The organism is Longispora urticae, from assembly GCF_053902585.1.
The window spans coordinates 310,181-326,122 of the sequence record NZ_JAQZSH010000027.1 but is presented as its reverse complement, the minus strand read 5'-3'; the positions used below and the strand labels follow the sequence as shown (position 1 = coordinate 326,122).

Here is a 15,942-nt window from a genome sequence, read left to right as displayed (position 1 = left end):
CGAGCCTCCGCGAGCGGATCCCCCGCCCTCCGCGAGCGTAGGCGACGGGTCGGTGTGCCATAAGGGGTGCCGACCCCCGGTTGGGGGGTAGCGGACACCGACGTCGGGGGCGTAATGTTCCCAGCACGGAGCGCCTCACCGCCTTCTTCCCCCGTGGAAGGCGGAGGGGCGCTCCCCTTGTTGTCACGGTGGTCAGGCGGCGTCGTCACCGTTGTCGCACGGCGTTGTCACCGTTGTCACAGGCCGCCACCTGGCCGGCTACAGCTCGACCTCGGCGTAGATCGGGAAGTGGTCGCTGGCCCGGCGGACGGCGGGGGTGTCCACCACCCGGTACCCCGAGACCCTGCACGACTCGTCCGCGAACAGCGCGTCGATCCGCCGCTGCGGGTTGTTGATGCTGAACGTCGGCGTCTGGTCGCCGACCCCCGCGTCGATCCGGCCGTCGGCCAGGGTCCGCCAGGCCGACCCGCCCTCGGTCTCGTTGATGTCCCCGCCGAAGATCGCGGTCCCGCCCGCCTCGCGGATCGTCGACGCGAGCAGCGCCGCCTGGGCCGGCCGCTCGTGGTCGTCGGTGGCGAGATGGCTGCCGACGGCGAGGAACGGCACCCGGCCCACCGAACACCGGGCGAACGCCGCCCCGCGCAGGTGCCGGCCCGGGGTCAGCGGATACCGCAGCCCCCAGGCCTCCTCGACGTCGACGCGCATGCTGACCAGGATCGCGTTGCCCAGCCCGGGCAGGCCGCCCGACGCGTAGATCATGCCGCCCCAGCGGGCGAGCTCCGCGCACTTCTGCCGCCACCGGAACCGGCGCGGCGCCTCCTGGGCGAACAGCACGTCGGGCGCGAGCTCGCGGATCACCTCGCCCAGAGCGGCACGGTCGTCCTTGAGACCCCGCACGTTGTACGAGACCACCCGCAGCTTCGGCATGCCGTCCCTCTTGAGCAGCTAACGTTGCCTGGGTAGAGCTAGGGTCGCCGGGCCAGATCCGCGGCGCCGACGAGCCCGGCGAGATTGCCCAGCCGGGCCTGGCGGATCTCCGCCACCGGCAGCTTGCCCCGCTGTGTCAAGCGGTCCGCGTAGGCGCGCCGCGCAGGGTCGAGCAGGAGCTCCCCGGCCTCGCTGACGCCGCCGCCGACCACGATGACCGCCGGGTCCAGGATCTGCACGGCGTCGGCCATCCCGTAGCCGAGCCACCGGCCGATCTCGGCGAACGCGGCCCGGGCGGTGGGATCGCCGTCGCGGGCGGCCCGGGTCACGGTCGGCCCGTCGATCTTGTCCACGTCGCCGCCGACGAGGGCGAGCAGTTCCGCGGCCGGGCCGGTACCGCCGTCGCGGACCGCCGCGCGGGCGTACCGGACCAGGGCGGTGCCCGACGTGTACTGCTCCAGGCAGCCCCGCGCCCCGCACCCGCACGGATGCCCGTCGGCCACGGCGAGGGTGTGCCCGAACTCCGCGGCGATGCCGTGCTCGCCCCGGACCAGGTTGCCGGCGAGCACGATGCCGCCGCCGATCCCGGTGCCGACGGTGAGCAGGACGAGGGAGTTCGTACCCTGCCCGGCCCCGAACCGGAACTCCGCCCAGGCCGCGGCGTTCGCGTCGTTCTCGACCACCACGGGCAGGTCGATGTCGGCGGCGACCGAGTCGCGGAGCGGCTCGTGCCGCCAGGCCAGGTTGGGCGCGTAGAGCACGGTCGACCGTTCCGCGTCGATCCAGCCGGCCGCGCCGATGCCCACGGCCTCGACCGGGTGCGCGGCCGACAGTTCCCGGATCACGTCGACGATCAGCTCGCGGGTCCGGCCGACGTCGTCAGCCGGGGTGTCGCGGCGCGCCTGGGCGACCACCGTGCCGTCCGCGTCGACGACCCCGGCCAGCACCTTGGTGCCACCGACGTCGATCCCGATGGTGAGTCCCACCCGACTCCTTAGTTTCTGTGACGACACGGTGCTACCGGACAGGGGCCCGGGTCGGACGGGTCTCAGGCCTTCGAGCCCTCGACGCGCCGCTTGAGCTCCTTGAGCGCCGTGTCCATGATCATTTTCTCGGCCTTGCGCTTGAACATGCCCAGCATGCTCATGCCCAGCTCCACCGCGAGCGTGTACGTCACCGTCGACGTGCCGTCGCCGTTGTCCGCGAGGTCGTAGGAGCCGACCTGGCTCTTCTGCAACGCGGACGGCGCGACGAGCCGCCACTCGATCCGGGAGATGTCCTCGGCGTACTCGTAGCTCAGGGTGTACTCGTCCTTCGCCACCCCCGCGTCGAGGGAGAACCGGACCTGGCTGGCGTAGCCGTCCTCGTACTCCTCGATCACCTCGATCGACCGCACGGCGGCGGCCCACTCCGGATATCTCGGGAAGTCGCAGATCACCGCAGCGATGTCGGCGGGCGAGGCCGCGACGACGATCGACTGGGTCGAGGAGTCCGCCATGAGAGCGAAGACTACCTGGCCGCGTGCGTGGGGTGCTGCGCGCCGCGTCGTTTTCCCAGCGGGCGGGCCTGGACACCGTTTTCGCGAGGGGAACCCGGTCGACCGGGGCCGGCGGCGCGCCGGCCCGCCCGGCGCGGCGGCCCTGATAGGTTCGAAAAGTATCAGCTGCGTGACGGGCCTGTTCACGAAAGGGTACTCGCGGGTAAGTTCGCGGTGACCCCACGCGTGTGGGGCTGCTCGGGGGGCTAGTAAAGGAGTCGGAAGTGCGCGAATTCTCCGTACCAGCGGCCGTGACCGTCCCCGACGACCTCACGCTGACGGACAAGATCTGGTCCAACGCGCAGGACCACGGCGACGTCGTGCAGTTCCGCCGCCCGGGTCCGGACGGCTGGCTGGACGTCACGTGCCGCGAGTTCCGCGACGAGGTGGCCGCGCTGGCCGCCGGCATGATCGCGGCCGGCATCTCCGGCGGCGACCGGGTCGGCCTGATGAGCAAGACGCGGTACGAGTGGGGCGTCATCGACTACGCCATCTGGGCGGCCGGTGCCGTGACCGTACCCATCTACGAGACGTCCTCGGCCGAGCAGGTCGAGTGGATCCTGGCCGACTCCGGGGCCGTGGCCATCTTCCTCGAGACCGACGAGCACGCCGCGCTGATCCCGACGGCCGACCTGCCGGCGCTCAAGCACATCTGGAAGATCGACGCCGGGGTGCTCGCCGAGCTGTCGCCCGCGGACCCCGACCTGGCCGGGGTCGAGGCCCGCCGGGGCGCCACCCAGGCCGCCGACGTGGCCACGATCATCTACACCTCGGGGACGACGGGCAAGCCGAAGGGCTGCGTCCTGACCCACCGCAACCTGTACTCGAACGCGGAGAACGCCCTCTTCAACTACGGCACCATCCTCGGCAACGGCGGCACGACGCTGCTGTTCCTGCCGCTGGCGCACTCGCTCGCCCGGATGGTCCAGCTCGCGTTCGTGCACGGCCGGATCGCCATCGGGCACACCGCCGACGTGAAGAACCTGCTCGACGACCTGAAGACGTTCCAGCCGACGATCATCCTGTCGGTGCCCCGGGTGTTCGAGAAGGTCTACAACGGGGCCAAGCAGAAGGCGCACGCCGCCGGCAAGGGCAAGATCTTCGACCGGGCCGCCGGGGTGGCCATCCAGTGGAGCAGGGCGCAGGACGCGGGCGGCGCCGGCTTCGGCCTCAACCTCCAGCACAAGGTCTTCGACAAGCTGGTCTACAGCAAGCTGCGCGTCGCCCTCGGCGGGATGTGCAACTGGGCCGTGTCCGGCGGCGCGCCGCTCGGCGACCGGCTCGGCCACTTCTTCCGCGGCATCGGCGTCACGGTCCTGGAGGGCTACGGCCTGACGGAGACCGCGCCGGTCACCAACATCAACGAGCCGGGGATGCAGAAGATCGGCTCCGTCGGCCGGCCGATCCCGGGCACGACGATCTCGATCGCCGACGACGGCGAGATCCTGGTCAAGGGCCCGCAGGTGATGAAGGGGTACTGGAACAACCCCGCCGCCACCGCCGAGGCGATCGACTCCGACGGCTGGTTCCACACCGGCGACATCGGCCACCTCGACGACGCGGGCTTCCTGTTCATCACCGGCCGCAAGAAGGAACTCATCGTCACGGCCGGCGGCAAGAACGTCGCCCCCGCCGTCCTCGAGGACCGGGTCCGGGCCCACCCGCTGATCAGCCAGTGCGTCGTCATCGGCGACCAGCAGCCCTTCATCGCCGCGCTGGTCGCGATCGACGAGGAGGCTTTCCCGCGGTGGCTCGAGGCGAACGGACGAACCGGTACGATCGCGGAGTTGAGGACCGACGAATCGTTGCGGGCCGAGGTGCAGACCGCGGTCGACGACGCCAACAGGGCCGTCTCGCACGCCGAGGCGATCAAGGTCTTCCGGATCCTGCCCCGGGACTTCACCGAAGCCACCGGTGAGCTCACGCCGTCGATGAAGGTGAAGCGCAACGTTGTCCACAAGGAGTACGCCGACGAGATCGCAGCCATCTACGGGGCCTGACCTCGACACCGAGCCGGGCGGCGCGTGGTACAGACCGAGCACCATCACCACCGTCGTCCGCCTCGGACTCCTGGCGCTCGTCACCATCCTGAGCCTGGTGGCGACGAAGGACCCGAGAACCCTGGTGTGGATCGGTCTCCTGACGATCGCCGCGCTGCCGGCGACCCTGAGACCGACCCATCCGGTGTACGGCCGGGCCGGCCGCGCCGCCGAGACCATCGTGACCGTGATCGGCGCGGTGGCCCTGGCCGACGAGGGCTGGACCCTCCTGCCCTACCTGCTCGCCCCGGTGATGAGCGCCGCCCTGTACCGGGGCGCCGCCGAGGCGTTCCTGCTGGTCGCGATGGCCGGGATCGGGCTGCTCGGCAGCGGGACGTTCACCGGCAACTTCAGCCGCTCGGACAACCTGCTGACGGCCGTGCAGTGGCTGGCCATCTCGACGGCCACCGCCGCGTTCGGGGGCGCGCTGCACCGGGCGTTGGCGACCCGGAACAGGCCCCAGCCGTACGCGGAGGCGACCCGGCTGCTCACCCAGCTCCGGACGGTCGCCCGGCACCTGCCCGGCGGCACCCTGGACCCGGGCGGGATCGCGGCGCACATGCTCGACGAGGTCCGCGAGGCGGCCGGCCTGGACCGGGCCGCGGTGTTCGGGGCCAGTGGCGGCGGCCGGCTCGTGGTGCTCGCCCAGTTCGGCGTGGACCGGGTCGACTGGGAGACGTCGGTGGACTCCGAGAGCGCCGTGGCGGACGCGTGGGCCACCCAGCAGCCCCAGGTGGTGTCCCGGTCGCTGTCGCGGTCCCGGGCCGCCGCCAAGGGCGAGGTGTCGGCCCTGGTGGTGCCCCTGATGGCCGGGGTGCGCACGATCGGGCTGCTGGCGATCGAGAGCGACAAGCCGGGGGCGTACCCGGCGCAGGTCGTCGCGCGCGTCGCCGAGCTGGCCGGCCCCGCCGCGCTCCGGTTGGAGGCCGCGCTGCTGTTCGACGAGGTGCGCACGCTGGCCACGAGCGAGGAGCGCCAGCGCCTGGCCCGGGAGATCCACGACGGGGTCGCCCAGGAGCTGGTGATGGTCGGCTACGGCATCGACAACGCGCTCGCCCAGCTCCCGCCGGGCAGCGAGGGGGCGGAGAACGACCTCAAGGAGCTGCGCACCGAGGTGACCCGCGTCATCACGGAGCTGCGGCTGAGCCTGTTCGAGCTGCGCAGCGAGGTGGAGCGGCACGGCGGCCTCGCGGCGGCGATCTCCGACTACGCCCGGACGATCGGTTCGTCCGCCGGACTCCGGGTGCATCTGTCCCTGGATGAGTCAACTTCCCGACTTCCGGCGGCGATTGAGGGCGAATTGCTCAGAATCGCCCAGGAAGCCATCACGAACGCACGGAAGCACGCGCGGGCGGAGAACCTGTGGGTAACTTGCGAGGTTGATCCCCCGTACGCTCGAATCGAGGTCTCCGACGACGGTGCCGGCATCGGGGACGGCCCCGCTGACGGCAGCTACGGGCTGGCCATCATGGCCGAGCGCGCGGAGCGGATCCGCGGCGATCTGAGCATCGCCCCCCGCGACCCACGGGGCACGACGGTGGTGATGGTGTTAGGCACGGCTGTCCGGCACGGTAGCGTATCGGCATCAGAGGGGGTGGGCATCAAAGATGAGTGACCCGACGTCCAGCGAACCGACCCGGGTGCTGTTGGTCGACGACCATGACCTGATCCGCAAGGGTCTGAGGCATGCTTTCGACCGCGACCCGCAGTTCGAGGTGGTCGGCGAGGCCGGCACCACGGCGGATGCTTTGCGGCTGTGCGCCGCACTGTCGCCCGAAGTGGTGATCATGGATCTGCGGCTGCCCGACGGCAGCGGTCTCGACGCGACCCGCGAACTGCGGAAGAACAACCCGACCATGGGCATCGTGGTGCTCACCATGTACGCGGGTGACGACCAGCTCTTCGGCGCCCTGGAGGCGGGTGCGAGCGCCTTCGTGCCGAAGAGCTCGCCGGCCGACGACGTGGTGGCCGCGGCACGGCACGCGGCGAGCACGCCGAACGCGTTCACCGCCGCCGACCTGGCCGAGGCCATGAAGCGCCGGCTGGCCCCGTCCGGGCCGCAGCTCTCGCCCCGCGAGGGGCAGGTGCTGAAGCTGCTCGCCGACGGCATGAGCGTCGCCGGCATCGCCAAGCAGCTCTACGTGTCGGAGTCGACGGCGAAGACCCACATCTCCAAGTTGTACGAGAAGCTGGGTGCCGCCAACCGCGCGCAGGCGCTGATGACGGCCCTGCGGCTCGGCATCCTGGAGCCACCGGACAAGCAGCGCTTCTAGCCTGTCAGGCGCCACGTATCCACACTTGCGGTTGTGGTACCTATTATCACGTCTATTTCGGACAAAATAGGTGCCACAACCGCAAGGGGGATCCGTGGAGGCCACGCCCCTCCTCGACATCGTCACGCGTCGCCCCTGGCCTGCCGTGCTCCGCGGCGAGCAGGGCCTGCGCCAACTCGGCCGCCAGCTGCGCGAACGCCACGCCCGCGCCCCGCGCGCGCCCCGGCCCGCCGGCTACCTGGACTGGGAACTGTCCGGCGCCCGGAGCCCGCTGATCGACCTCTGCCAGCTCACCTGGGCCATCGCGCCGATCTCTCTGCGACCGTTCAGCGAGTTCGGGTTCCGCGCGGAGCCCGACCGGCTGCGTCGGATCGAGGGCCTGTGCGAGGCGTACGGGGTGGATCCCGAGATCGTGCTGCTGGCCGCGCCCGAGTGCATGCGCACGGCGGCCCGCAGGCTCGAACGGCGCTCGGCGACGGGGGCGGCCGAACTACGCGAGACCATCGACTGGTACCTCGGATGGCTTAAAAGGTGACAAAACAAATGCATCCATGGCGCCCGGCGCAGGAACTGGGTAACCTCCGACCGTTCGACCAATTTGGAGGAGCGATGGGCGACTGGCGGGAGGACCGCATCGGAGCGGCCCGACGCGGTGAGAATCCGACCGTGTTGGCGAAGATGCGCAGCGGCTTCGCCGTCATAGGCGACACCCAGTTCCTTCCGGGGTACTGCGTGCTGCTGTCGGACATCGACGACGCCGAGCACCTCTCGGACCTGCCCCTGGCGGAGCGGACCCAGTTCCTCACCGACATGGCACTGTTGGGCGAGGCGGTGTTCAACGCCTGCAACGGCGACGACCCGCACTTCCGCCGGATCAACTACGAGATCCTCGGCAACCAGGACCACTACCTGCACGCGCACGTCTTCCCGAGGTACGCGTGGGAGCCGCCCGAGATGCGCAGCGGGCCGGTGCGGCGCTACACCCGGGACCGGTGGACGCATCCGGAGTGGCAGCTGTGCAGCGACCACGACGGACTGCGCAAGGCGATCACCCGGGAGCTGGAACGACTGATGGCGACGGCGTACACGCTGCCGGCCAGCACGCTCTCCTAGCCGTTACGACGACCGGCCCGCCCCCCTTTACCCGGGCGCGGGCCGGTTCTCGTCTCAGGGGTGCAACAGGGCCTTCATGCGGTCCGCCTGGGCGTCCCAGTGCCACTCCTTCTCGACCCAGGCCCGGCCGGCCTTGCCGAGGCGGGCGGCCAGGTCGCGGTCCGTGAGCAGGTCCACCAGCCGGTCCACCAGGGCCGGGGAGTCGTGGTCGACCACGTAGCCGGTCTCCCCCTCCAGCACGGCGTCCGGCGAGCCGCCCGAGTTGCCGGCCACCACGGGCAGCCCGACGGCGCTGGCCTCCAGGAACACGATGCCCAGGCCCTCGACGTCGAGGCCGGCGGCCCGGGTCCGGCACGGCATCGCGAACACGTCGCCGGCCGCGTAGTGCGCGGGGAGTTCCTCGTACGGGACGGAGCCGGTGAACACGACCGCGTCGGAGACGCCGACCTGGGCGGCGAGCTTGACGAGCTTCGACCGGTACGGGCCGCCGCTGACCAGGAGCAGCCGGGCGTCGGGTACCCGGCGGAGCACGGCCGGCAGCGCCCGGATCAGGGTGTCCTGGCCCTTGCGGGGCACCAGGCGGGACACGCAGACGATGACGGGGCGGTCGCCGAGGCCGTGCCGGGCGCGGATCGCCGTGCCGTCCACGCCCGGGTGGAACGTGTCGACCTGCACGCCGGGCGCGAGCCGTTCGAGGGTGGTCAGCTCGCCGAGGGCCGGCGCGAGGCGTACCCGTTGGAATTCCGTCAGGTAGGTCAGCACGTCGGTGTGCCGGGCGATCCGGCGCAGCAGCCCCCGGGCCCCGGGCAGCTTGGCCCAGCCGATCTCGTGGCCGTGGGTGAGGCCGATCGCGCGTTCGATGCCGGTGCGGCGGCGCAGGCCCTCCGCGAGCAGGCCCAGCGGGGCGGCGGCCCCGAACCAGACGGAGTCGCAGCCGTGCGCGCGGGCGATCTCGGCGGCCCGGCGGGCGACGGCCCTGGTCGGCAGCATCATCCCGGTGTCCTCGCGGACCACCTCGAACGGCTGCTTCGCGTCGAACGCGGTCGACTCCGCGCCCCGCCAGGTCGACGAGTAGACGACCAGCGAGGGCTGGCGCACGGCGAGGGCGTGCACGAACGACTGGATGCCGCCGGGGCGGGGCGGGAAGTCGTTGGTGACGAGCAGCGTCGTCATGCCGGGGTCCCCCGGTGCGCGCGGGACCGCGTCGGCGACGGGCGTGGTGTGGTCATCAGGGCTTCTTCCAGGTGCGGGCCACGGCCATCCGCTGCACGGCGGACGGGTGGCTGGAGAACAGCAGGTATTCCACCACGGGCGGGTCCGGGTCGCCCAGGTTGACCAGCGACAGCCGGCGCTGCATCGCCCCGAACGTGTCCGGGTCGCCGGTCAGGGTCAGGGCGTGCCGGTCGGCCCGTGCCTCGACCTGCCGGGACACCAGGTTCTGGACCGGGCCGGCGAGCAGGCCGACGATCCCCGCGACGGCGAACAGCAGCGCCAGGGCGCGCGGGTCGGTGACCGCGTCGACCCCGGCCCGGCGGAGCAGCCCGGTCCAGCCGCCGAGGAGGTACAGCCCGATCACGCCGGCCGCGGCGCCCAACGCGCCGGTCACGGTACCCAACAGCACGTCGTTGTCCTTAGCGTGGCCCAGTTCGTGGGCGACGACGGACGCGACCTCCTCTGGCGGGGCCTCCTTGAGCAGGGTGTCGTAGACGACGATCCGGCGGGTCGGGCCGAGCCCGGAGACGTAGGCGTTCACGGCGCGGGTCCGGCGGGACGCGTCGGCGATCAGGACATCCTTGACGGGTACGCCGTCGCGGGCGGCCAGCTCCATCAGCGTCGACCGCAGCGGCCCCTCCGACAGGGGCACGAACTTGTTGAACACGGGCTCGACCAGCACGGGCAGCGCGAACGACAGCAGCACCACGACGAGCGCCGCCCCGGCCGCGCCGAACGCCCACCACCAGCGGGGCGCGTACCGGACCAGGGTGTAGAACGCGCCGAGGGCCACGGCGGACAGCACCGCGCTGAGCAGGTACCCCTTGAGCACGTCCCCGCCCCACGAGCCCCAGTCCCGGGTGGACAGTCCGTACCGGCGGAGGATCGTCTCCTGCCACGCCGCCACGGGCAGGGTCAGCAGCTGCGCGAGGGTCACCAGCAGCAGGCCGCCGAGCACGCCCCGGACCAGCCAGTGCGCCGGCAGCAGCCCGATCAGCCGGGCACCGAGCGGGGTGAGGCCGAGGACCACGGACAGCGCCAGGCCGAGCAGCAGGGCCCCGTAGCTGCCGGGGCGCAGCGCGGTGTGGAACTCCCGGGCCCGGGCCACCTTGTCGGCAGGCAACTCCCCGAGGGCGGCCAGCTGCTCGGACCTCGGCGGGGTGGGGGCCCAGGGCACCAGGAACACGAGGATCGCGGCGATCAGGATGGCCAGGCCGGCCAGTACCCACCACGCGGTGGTTCTCATCCGAGCCGCCTCTCCACGTACTCCCGCCAGTGCGCGACCAGGTGCGCCTCGCCCAGGCCCAGCTCCTCGCGGAGCACGGTGTCCACCACCGCGCCCGCCGATATTCTCGTGTACACCTGCTTGAGGGTCGCCTCGCCGGCCCGTTCGACCATGAAGCGGCAGGCCAGCCACGCCTCCTGGTACGCCTGGGCCTGGCGGGGACCCGCGAAGTCCGCCCGGGCCGGGAGCCGCGCGGGCAGCCGGCCGAGCCGCACCTCGTCGGCCAGCTCCTTGGCGACGCTGCGGTCCCGGGTGGCGCTGCCCCGGTGCGCCACGTACTCCGCGAGGCCCTCGGCCAGCCAGTACGGCGTGCGGTCGGACGTCGTGGCCCGGACCGCCGCGTGCGTGATCTCGTGGGTGAGCACGATCTGCCGGCCGGCCGGGGACAGCCCGCCGAACACCTCCGGGTTGACGACCACCCGGCCGCCGGGATCGGTGAGCGCGGCCACGTGCGCCAGGTCGCCGTCCTCGTCGATGAGGGCGCGCAGCTCGTCCACGTCGGCCGGCACGATGATCGTGACGTGCCGGGGCCAGTCGGGCCACACCTCGGTGACGACCTTCACGGCCGCGGTGGCGGGCCACAGGATCCGGCCCATCAGCCGCTCCCCGCCGGGGTGCCCGAGGACGAGGACGGTGTCGGAGCTGCGGTCGATCCACGGCAGGGGCGCGGGCCGGGTCGCGGCGTCGCCGACGAGGCGTTTGCGGATCGTCGCCGGGGCGAGCCCGGGCGGCCCGGCCAGGGACAGCGCGACGAGCACGAGGACCGCCATCGCGACGGCGCGGCTGACCGGCCCGGCGGGGGCTCGGTCGATCGCGGGCCAGCGCGTCATTTCCGGTTGAGCCTCCGCAGCAGGGTCTCGGAACTCAGCGGGTACGCCCCGTGCCGGCGGACCCCGTCGGCGACCTCCCGGTCGGTGGAGACCACGACCACGGGGCGGCCCGAGGGCTCGGCACGCACGAGGCGGCGGATCAGGTCGTCGGCCGTCTCGCCCTTCTTGCTGAACAGGACGCGGACCCCGCGCGGGGTGGGCGGCAGGCCGTGCATCCGCTCGGCTCCGTCGAACACGCAGGTCACCTCCGCCCCGGTCTGCGCCGCGATGCCGCCGAGCCCGGTCACGAGCCGGGTCCGTTGCTGCTCCAATGACAACTCACCGAAGCCGGTCTTGGTCACGTTGTACCCGTCGACGACCAGATGAACTCTCGGCAACGACAGGAGCTGGTCGAGCCGGGCCGGGTCGTTGGCCTCCAGGGCCCGGGCGCTGGACGCGAGCTTGTCGGGCAGGTCCGCGGCGACCTCGGCCACGAAGTCGGCGGGCAGCCGGGTGGTGGGTTCCAGGGACAGTTCGCGGCGCAGGCCCTGGGCGGCCTGGCTGATCGTCTCCAGCAGCAGCCAGGTCCGCGCGTCGCCGAGCGCCCGGGCGTCGCGGCCGGTGTGCCGGGCCGTCTCCAGCGCGCCCTCCAGGTCGGTCACCTTCGCGCGCATCCGGCGCAGTTCGGCGTCGTGGTCGGCCGCCGCCTTGGTCCAGCGGCCCTTCTCCATACCCAGGAGTTCGGTGGCCTTCTTCTCCTTGCGCTCCGACTCCTGGACGGCGCGGGCCAGGCCCCGGTTCTCCTCGCGGAGCTGGTTGGCCTCGGCGCGCAGCTTCGCCAGCTCGTCGCGGGCCCGGTCCAGTTCGACGCGGGTGGTGTTGCGCTCGTGCTCGGCGCGGTTGGCCCGGGCCTCGGCGGAGTGGATCCGTTCCTCGACGGCGGCGCTGTCGGCCTCGGCGCGCACGGCCTCGGCGGTGGCCTCGACCAGGTCGAGCCAGCCCTCGGGCCGGGTCAGGTACGCCAGCGCGGCCACCTCGACCGGGTCGGCCGCCGCCGGGCACGCGCCCTCGATCAGGGCCTCGCCCAGTTCGCCGGCCTCTTCCAGCACCTTCTTGCCGATCCGCTGCCGGAACAGCGGGTCGGCGGCGACGTGCGCGGCGAGCAGCGGACCGCCCAGCCGCGCCCTACGATTCGGGGCGAATCTGGCGATCTTCTTGAGCGCCGCAGGAACCTCATCGAACGGCAAACCCGACAAAGCTCCGGCGACCAGGGCGATGACCCGCTGCCGGACCGGCTCCGGGAGCTGCGGCTCGGCGTCGGGAATGTCCGGGGTGTACTCCTCGCCCGTCATGACGCCACGGCACCGCACGACGGGCGGCCTGCGGGGCCGTACGGCGCGGTCGGGTTCGCGGCGGGGCGGTACATCCCAGTAGTGTCTCACCGCCCACGTCCGCGCGGCCACGTGACGGGCGGTGTCGGACCCCACGGGTACGGTGTCCCGGTGCTACAGACCACCATCGACGACCTCGGCGAGCCGCTGCGGGATGTCACCTTCGTCGTCGTGGACCTGGAGACGACCGGCGGTTCGCCGCAGGGCTCGGAGATCACCGAGATCGGCGCGGTCAAGGTGCGGGGCGGCGAGGTGCTCGGGGAGTTCTCGACACTGGTCAACCCGGGCGGCCCGATCCCGCCGTACATCTCGGTGCTGACCGGGATCACCGACGCGATGGTGATCGAGGCGCCGCCGATCGCGGAGGTGCTGCCGCAGTTCCTCGCGTGGGCCGAGGGCGCGGTGCTCGTGGCCCACAACGCGCCGTTCGACATCGGCTTCCTCAAGGCGGCGTGCGCCCGCACCGGCCGGCCCTGGCCGAACGCGCGCACCCTGGACACGGTCCCCCTGGCGCGCAAGACCCTGAGCCGCGACGAGGTGCCCAACTGCAAGCTCGGCACCCTGGCCGCGTTCTTCCGGGCCGACACCGAGCCGATCCACCGGGCCCTCGACGACGCCCGCGCGACGGTCGACGTGCTGCACGGCCTGCTCGGGCGACTGAAGCACGTCGACACGTTCGACGAGCTCACGGCCTACATGAAGACCTCCGACCCGGAGCGCCGGCTCAAGCGGCACCTGGCCCGGGGCATCCCCAGCGCGCCCGGGGTCTACATCTTCCGCGACGCCGACGACCTCCCGCTGTACGTCGGGACGAGCTCGGATCTCGCCACTCGGGTGAACAGCTACTTCACCGCCTCGGAGAACCGCGCGAGAATGACCTCGATGATCAGGCTGGCCGAGCGGATCGAGGCCGTGGAGTGCGCGCACGCCCTGGAGGCGGAGGTCCGCGAGTTGCGCATGATCGTGGCGCACCAGCCTCCGTACAACAAACGGTCGAAGTACCCGCGCCGGCCGCCCCGCCCGCTGAAGGACCTCGACAGCAGCGTCAAGCGGCACCTGGGCCGGATCGACCGGCTCGCCGCCTCCCAGCGGTACGAGGAGGCGGCCGTCGAGCGGACCAAACTCGCCCGGCTGCTGCGGGGCGCGATCCGGGTGGCCCGGCTGGGCTCGCTCGCCGCCGTCCCCGAGTTGGTCGCGGCCCGGCCGACGACGGCGGGCGGCTGGGAGATCAGTGTGATCCGGCACGGCCGGCTGGCCGCCGCGGGCGCGTCCCCGCCGCGCCAGCACCCGCGGCCGACCCTCGATCTGCTCCTCGCGACCGCCGAGACGGTGCTCGGACCGACCGAGGCGTTGGAAGAGACCGATCTGTTACACACGTGGCTGGAGAAGCCCGAAACCCGCTTGGTGTCCAGTACAGCGGGGTGGTCGACCCCCACGGACGGGGCCCTGCGGTGGACCGATCTACTCGCCAGGGCGGAAATACATACCAACAAGTGGTCGACCACGGAGCGTTTGGATCGTTAGGATCTGTATTAGGTCCCATTCCGACTGTCGGGGAGGGGGTGTCGAGTGGCGCTTGACGCCAGCATGCCGCATCTACCCGCACAGTGGCTCCGTTCGGTTCTGCCCTGGGGAAACAGCAACAACGATCCGGTCTCGCCGGTCGACCCCGTGGTCCAGTCCCATCGGAAGCTGCACCCGCGGGCGGATCCGGCTGTCATCCGCCGGGCGTACGAGGTAGCCGAGCGCGCGCACAAGGGCCAGATGCGCAAGAGCGGCGAGGAGTACATCACCCACCCGCTCGCGGTCGCGCAACTGCTCGCCGACCTCGGCATGGACACGATCACGCTGGTCGCCGCGCTCCTGCACGACACGGTCGAGGACACGAACTACACCCTCGAGGCGCTGAACACCGACTTCGGCACCGAGGTGTCCTACCTGGTCGACGGGGTCACGAAGTTCGACAAGGCGTTCTACGGGGCGGCGGCCGAGGCCGAGACGTACCGGAAGATGATGCTGTCGGCGGGCCGCGACATCCGGGTCCTGATCATCAAGCTGGCCGACCGGGTGCACAACATGCGGACCCTCGGGGCCCGGGGCTCGGCCTCCAAGACCCGGATCGCCAAGGCCACCAGCGAGGTGCTGATCCCGCTCGCCGACCGGCTCGGTATCCAACGGATCAAACGAGAGCTGGAGGACATCGTCTTCTTCCATCTCGATCCGTCCGGCTGGGCCCAGGTCGACCAGTACTTCCGCGCCCAGCCGGACCGCACCCCGTACCTGTCCGCCGTCGCCGGCGAGATCCTGAGCGAGCTGCGCACCGTCAAGGTGCACGCCGACATCGCCGAACGGCAGCGCCACCACTGGTCCATACACAGTGACAAGGTGAAGCGCGGCCAGATCTACGACCCGCCCCGCCTCGCCATCATCGTCAGCGGCCCCGACACCGACTGTTACGCCGCCCTCGGCGCGGTGCACGGACTGTGGCGGCCCCTCCCGGGCCGCTTCAAGGATTTCATCGCCAGTCCGAAGTTCAACCTCTACCAGTCGCTGCACACCACGGTCCTCGGCCCGGGTGACCAGCCGGTCGAGCTGCTGATCCGGACCCGCGACATGCACGAGACGGCGGAGTACGGCATCGTGGCCCAGTTCCGGGTCGCCGACGGCAACGCCAACCCCGAGCGCAGCAACCCCGACCAGTTGCAGTGGCTGCACCGGCTGCTGGACTGGCAGCGCGACGCGGTGGACGCCGCGGACTTCCTCAACGCCCTGCACTGCGACCTCTCCGAGGACCAGATCCAGGTGTTCACCACGGGCGGCGCGCAGGTGGCCCTGCCGGCGGAGGCGACACCGGTGGACCTGGCGTACACACTGGGCGACGGCGACCGGATGATCGGGGCGTACATCAACGGCCGGTTGTCGCCGCTGTCCGCGCCGCTGTCCGACGGGGACCGGGTGGAGATCATCCACGCGACGATCGGGGACGAGCCGGTCCGGCCCTCCGCGGACTGGCTGGAGTTCATCCGCAGCCCGCACGCGCGGATCCAGGTGACCCAGTGGCTCGCCGAGCACGGGTACGGCGAGGACATCGCCCAGACCGCCGCCCCCGTGTCGCTCGGCAACAAGCTCCGGCTCGGCCGGTCCGCGATCGGCCTGGCGCTGCGGCAGCACAACCGGGCGCTGGCCAGCGACCACCCGCTGCGTGACCTGGCCCGGAGCCTCGGCTACCCGGACCTGGACGCGCTGCTGATCGCCGTCGCGGAACGCAAGCTCGTCGCGGCCGAGATCGTGCAGAAGCTGATCCGCGCGGTGGACCAACCGGACGCGGCTACGCTGGCCGGATGACCTCCACCCTC

Annotated in this window: 14 protein-coding genes; 7 read left to right on the top strand and 7 right to left on the bottom strand. The window is 71.9% G+C overall.

Annotated elements, in window-relative coordinates:
- Positions 1–258: 258 nt before the first annotated feature.
- The 3 genes from PT931_RS17750 to PT931_RS17740 all read right to left on the bottom strand — a co-directional run bounded on the left by PT931_RS17750 (position 259) and on the right by PT931_RS17740 (position 2,425).
- Positions 259–927, bottom strand: a complete 669-nt coding sequence (locus tag PT931_RS17750) for an endonuclease/exonuclease/phosphatase family protein (protein WP_456246831.1) — start codon at positions 925–927, stop codon at positions 259–261.
- Positions 928–965: 38 nt separating this feature from the next.
- Positions 966–1,913 carry an ROK family glucokinase gene (locus PT931_RS17745; RefSeq protein WP_456246830.1) on the bottom strand — a complete coding sequence of 316 codons (948 nt, stop codon included), beginning with the start codon at positions 1,911–1,913 and terminating at the stop codon, positions 966–968.
- A gap of 62 nt (positions 1,914–1,975) precedes the next feature.
- Positions 1,976–2,425: an SRPBCC family protein gene (locus PT931_RS17740; protein WP_363728342.1), complete on the bottom strand. Its 450-nt coding sequence runs from the start codon at positions 2,423–2,425 to the stop codon at positions 1,976–1,978.
- Between the two features lie 263 nt (positions 2,426–2,688).
- Here PT931_RS17740 and PT931_RS17735 point away from each other — a divergent pair, with 263 nt between their 5' ends.
- The 5 genes from PT931_RS17735 to PT931_RS17715 all read left to right on the top strand — a co-directional run bounded on the left by PT931_RS17735 (position 2,689) and on the right by PT931_RS17715 (position 7,889).
- Positions 2,689–4,464 (top strand): AMP-dependent synthetase/ligase, encoded by a 1,776-nt coding sequence (locus PT931_RS17735; RefSeq protein WP_456246829.1) that lies wholly within the window; start codon positions 2,689–2,691, stop codon positions 4,462–4,464.
- A 43-nt stretch (positions 4,465–4,507) separates the two neighbouring features.
- Positions 4,508–6,118 carry a sensor histidine kinase gene (locus PT931_RS17730; protein ID WP_456246871.1) on the top strand — a complete coding sequence of 537 codons (1,611 nt, stop codon included), beginning with the start codon at positions 4,508–4,510 and terminating at the stop codon, positions 6,116–6,118.
- Positions 6,111–6,776 (top strand): response regulator transcription factor, encoded by a 666-nt coding sequence (locus PT931_RS17725; protein WP_363728340.1) that lies wholly within the window; start codon positions 6,111–6,113, stop codon positions 6,774–6,776. Before PT931_RS17730 ends, PT931_RS17725 begins: the two co-directional genes overlap by 8 nt.
- A 94-nt stretch (positions 6,777–6,870) precedes the next feature.
- On the top strand, positions 6,871–7,311 hold the full coding sequence (locus PT931_RS17720) for a hypothetical protein (RefSeq protein ID WP_363728339.1): 441 nt from the start codon (positions 6,871–6,873) through the stop codon (positions 7,309–7,311).
- A gap of 131 nt (positions 7,312–7,442) precedes the next feature.
- Positions 7,443–7,889: a diadenosine tetraphosphate hydrolase gene (locus PT931_RS17715; RefSeq protein WP_456246828.1), complete on the top strand. Its 447-nt coding sequence runs from the start codon at positions 7,443–7,445 to the stop codon at positions 7,887–7,889.
- A gap of 54 nt (positions 7,890–7,943) precedes the next feature.
- On the opposite strand, the gene PT931_RS17710 is transcribed toward PT931_RS17715, so the two are convergent.
- From PT931_RS17710 to PT931_RS17695, 4 genes are read right to left on the bottom strand one after another with little or no spacing between them, the layout of a single operon-like run.
- Positions 7,944–9,062, bottom strand: coding sequence for a glycosyltransferase family 4 protein (locus tag PT931_RS17710; RefSeq protein WP_456246827.1), 1,119 nt, complete (start codon positions 9,060–9,062; stop codon positions 7,944–7,946).
- A gap of 55 nt (positions 9,063–9,117) precedes the next feature.
- Positions 9,118–10,347, bottom strand: coding sequence for a M48 family metallopeptidase (locus tag PT931_RS17705; RefSeq protein WP_456246826.1), 1,230 nt, complete (start codon positions 10,345–10,347; stop codon positions 9,118–9,120).
- A complete protein-coding gene (locus PT931_RS17700) occupies positions 10,344–11,216 on the bottom strand; it encodes a hypothetical protein (protein ID WP_456246825.1) in 873 nt (290 codons plus the stop codon). The genes PT931_RS17705 and PT931_RS17700 overlap by 4 nt, the downstream gene beginning before the upstream one ends.
- The gene (locus PT931_RS17695) at positions 11,213–12,547 is read right to left on the bottom strand and encodes an NYN domain-containing protein (protein WP_456246824.1); all 1,335 of its coding nucleotides are present in this window, start codon (positions 12,545–12,547) and stop codon (positions 11,213–11,215) included. Before PT931_RS17695 ends, PT931_RS17700 begins: the two co-directional genes overlap by 4 nt.
- A gap of 150 nt (positions 12,548–12,697) precedes the next feature.
- Between PT931_RS17695 and PT931_RS17690 the strand changes: the two genes are divergently transcribed.
- The gene (locus PT931_RS17690; protein WP_456246823.1) at positions 12,698–14,110 is read left to right on the top strand and encodes a DEDD exonuclease domain-containing protein; all 1,413 of its coding nucleotides are present in this window, start codon (positions 12,698–12,700) and stop codon (positions 14,108–14,110) included.
- 63 nt (positions 14,111–14,173) lie between these two features.
- Positions 14,174–15,931, top strand: a complete 1,758-nt coding sequence (locus PT931_RS17685; protein WP_456246870.1) for a RelA/SpoT family protein — start codon at positions 14,174–14,176, stop codon at positions 15,929–15,931.
- The last annotated feature ends 11 nt before the right edge of the window (positions 15,932–15,942 follow it).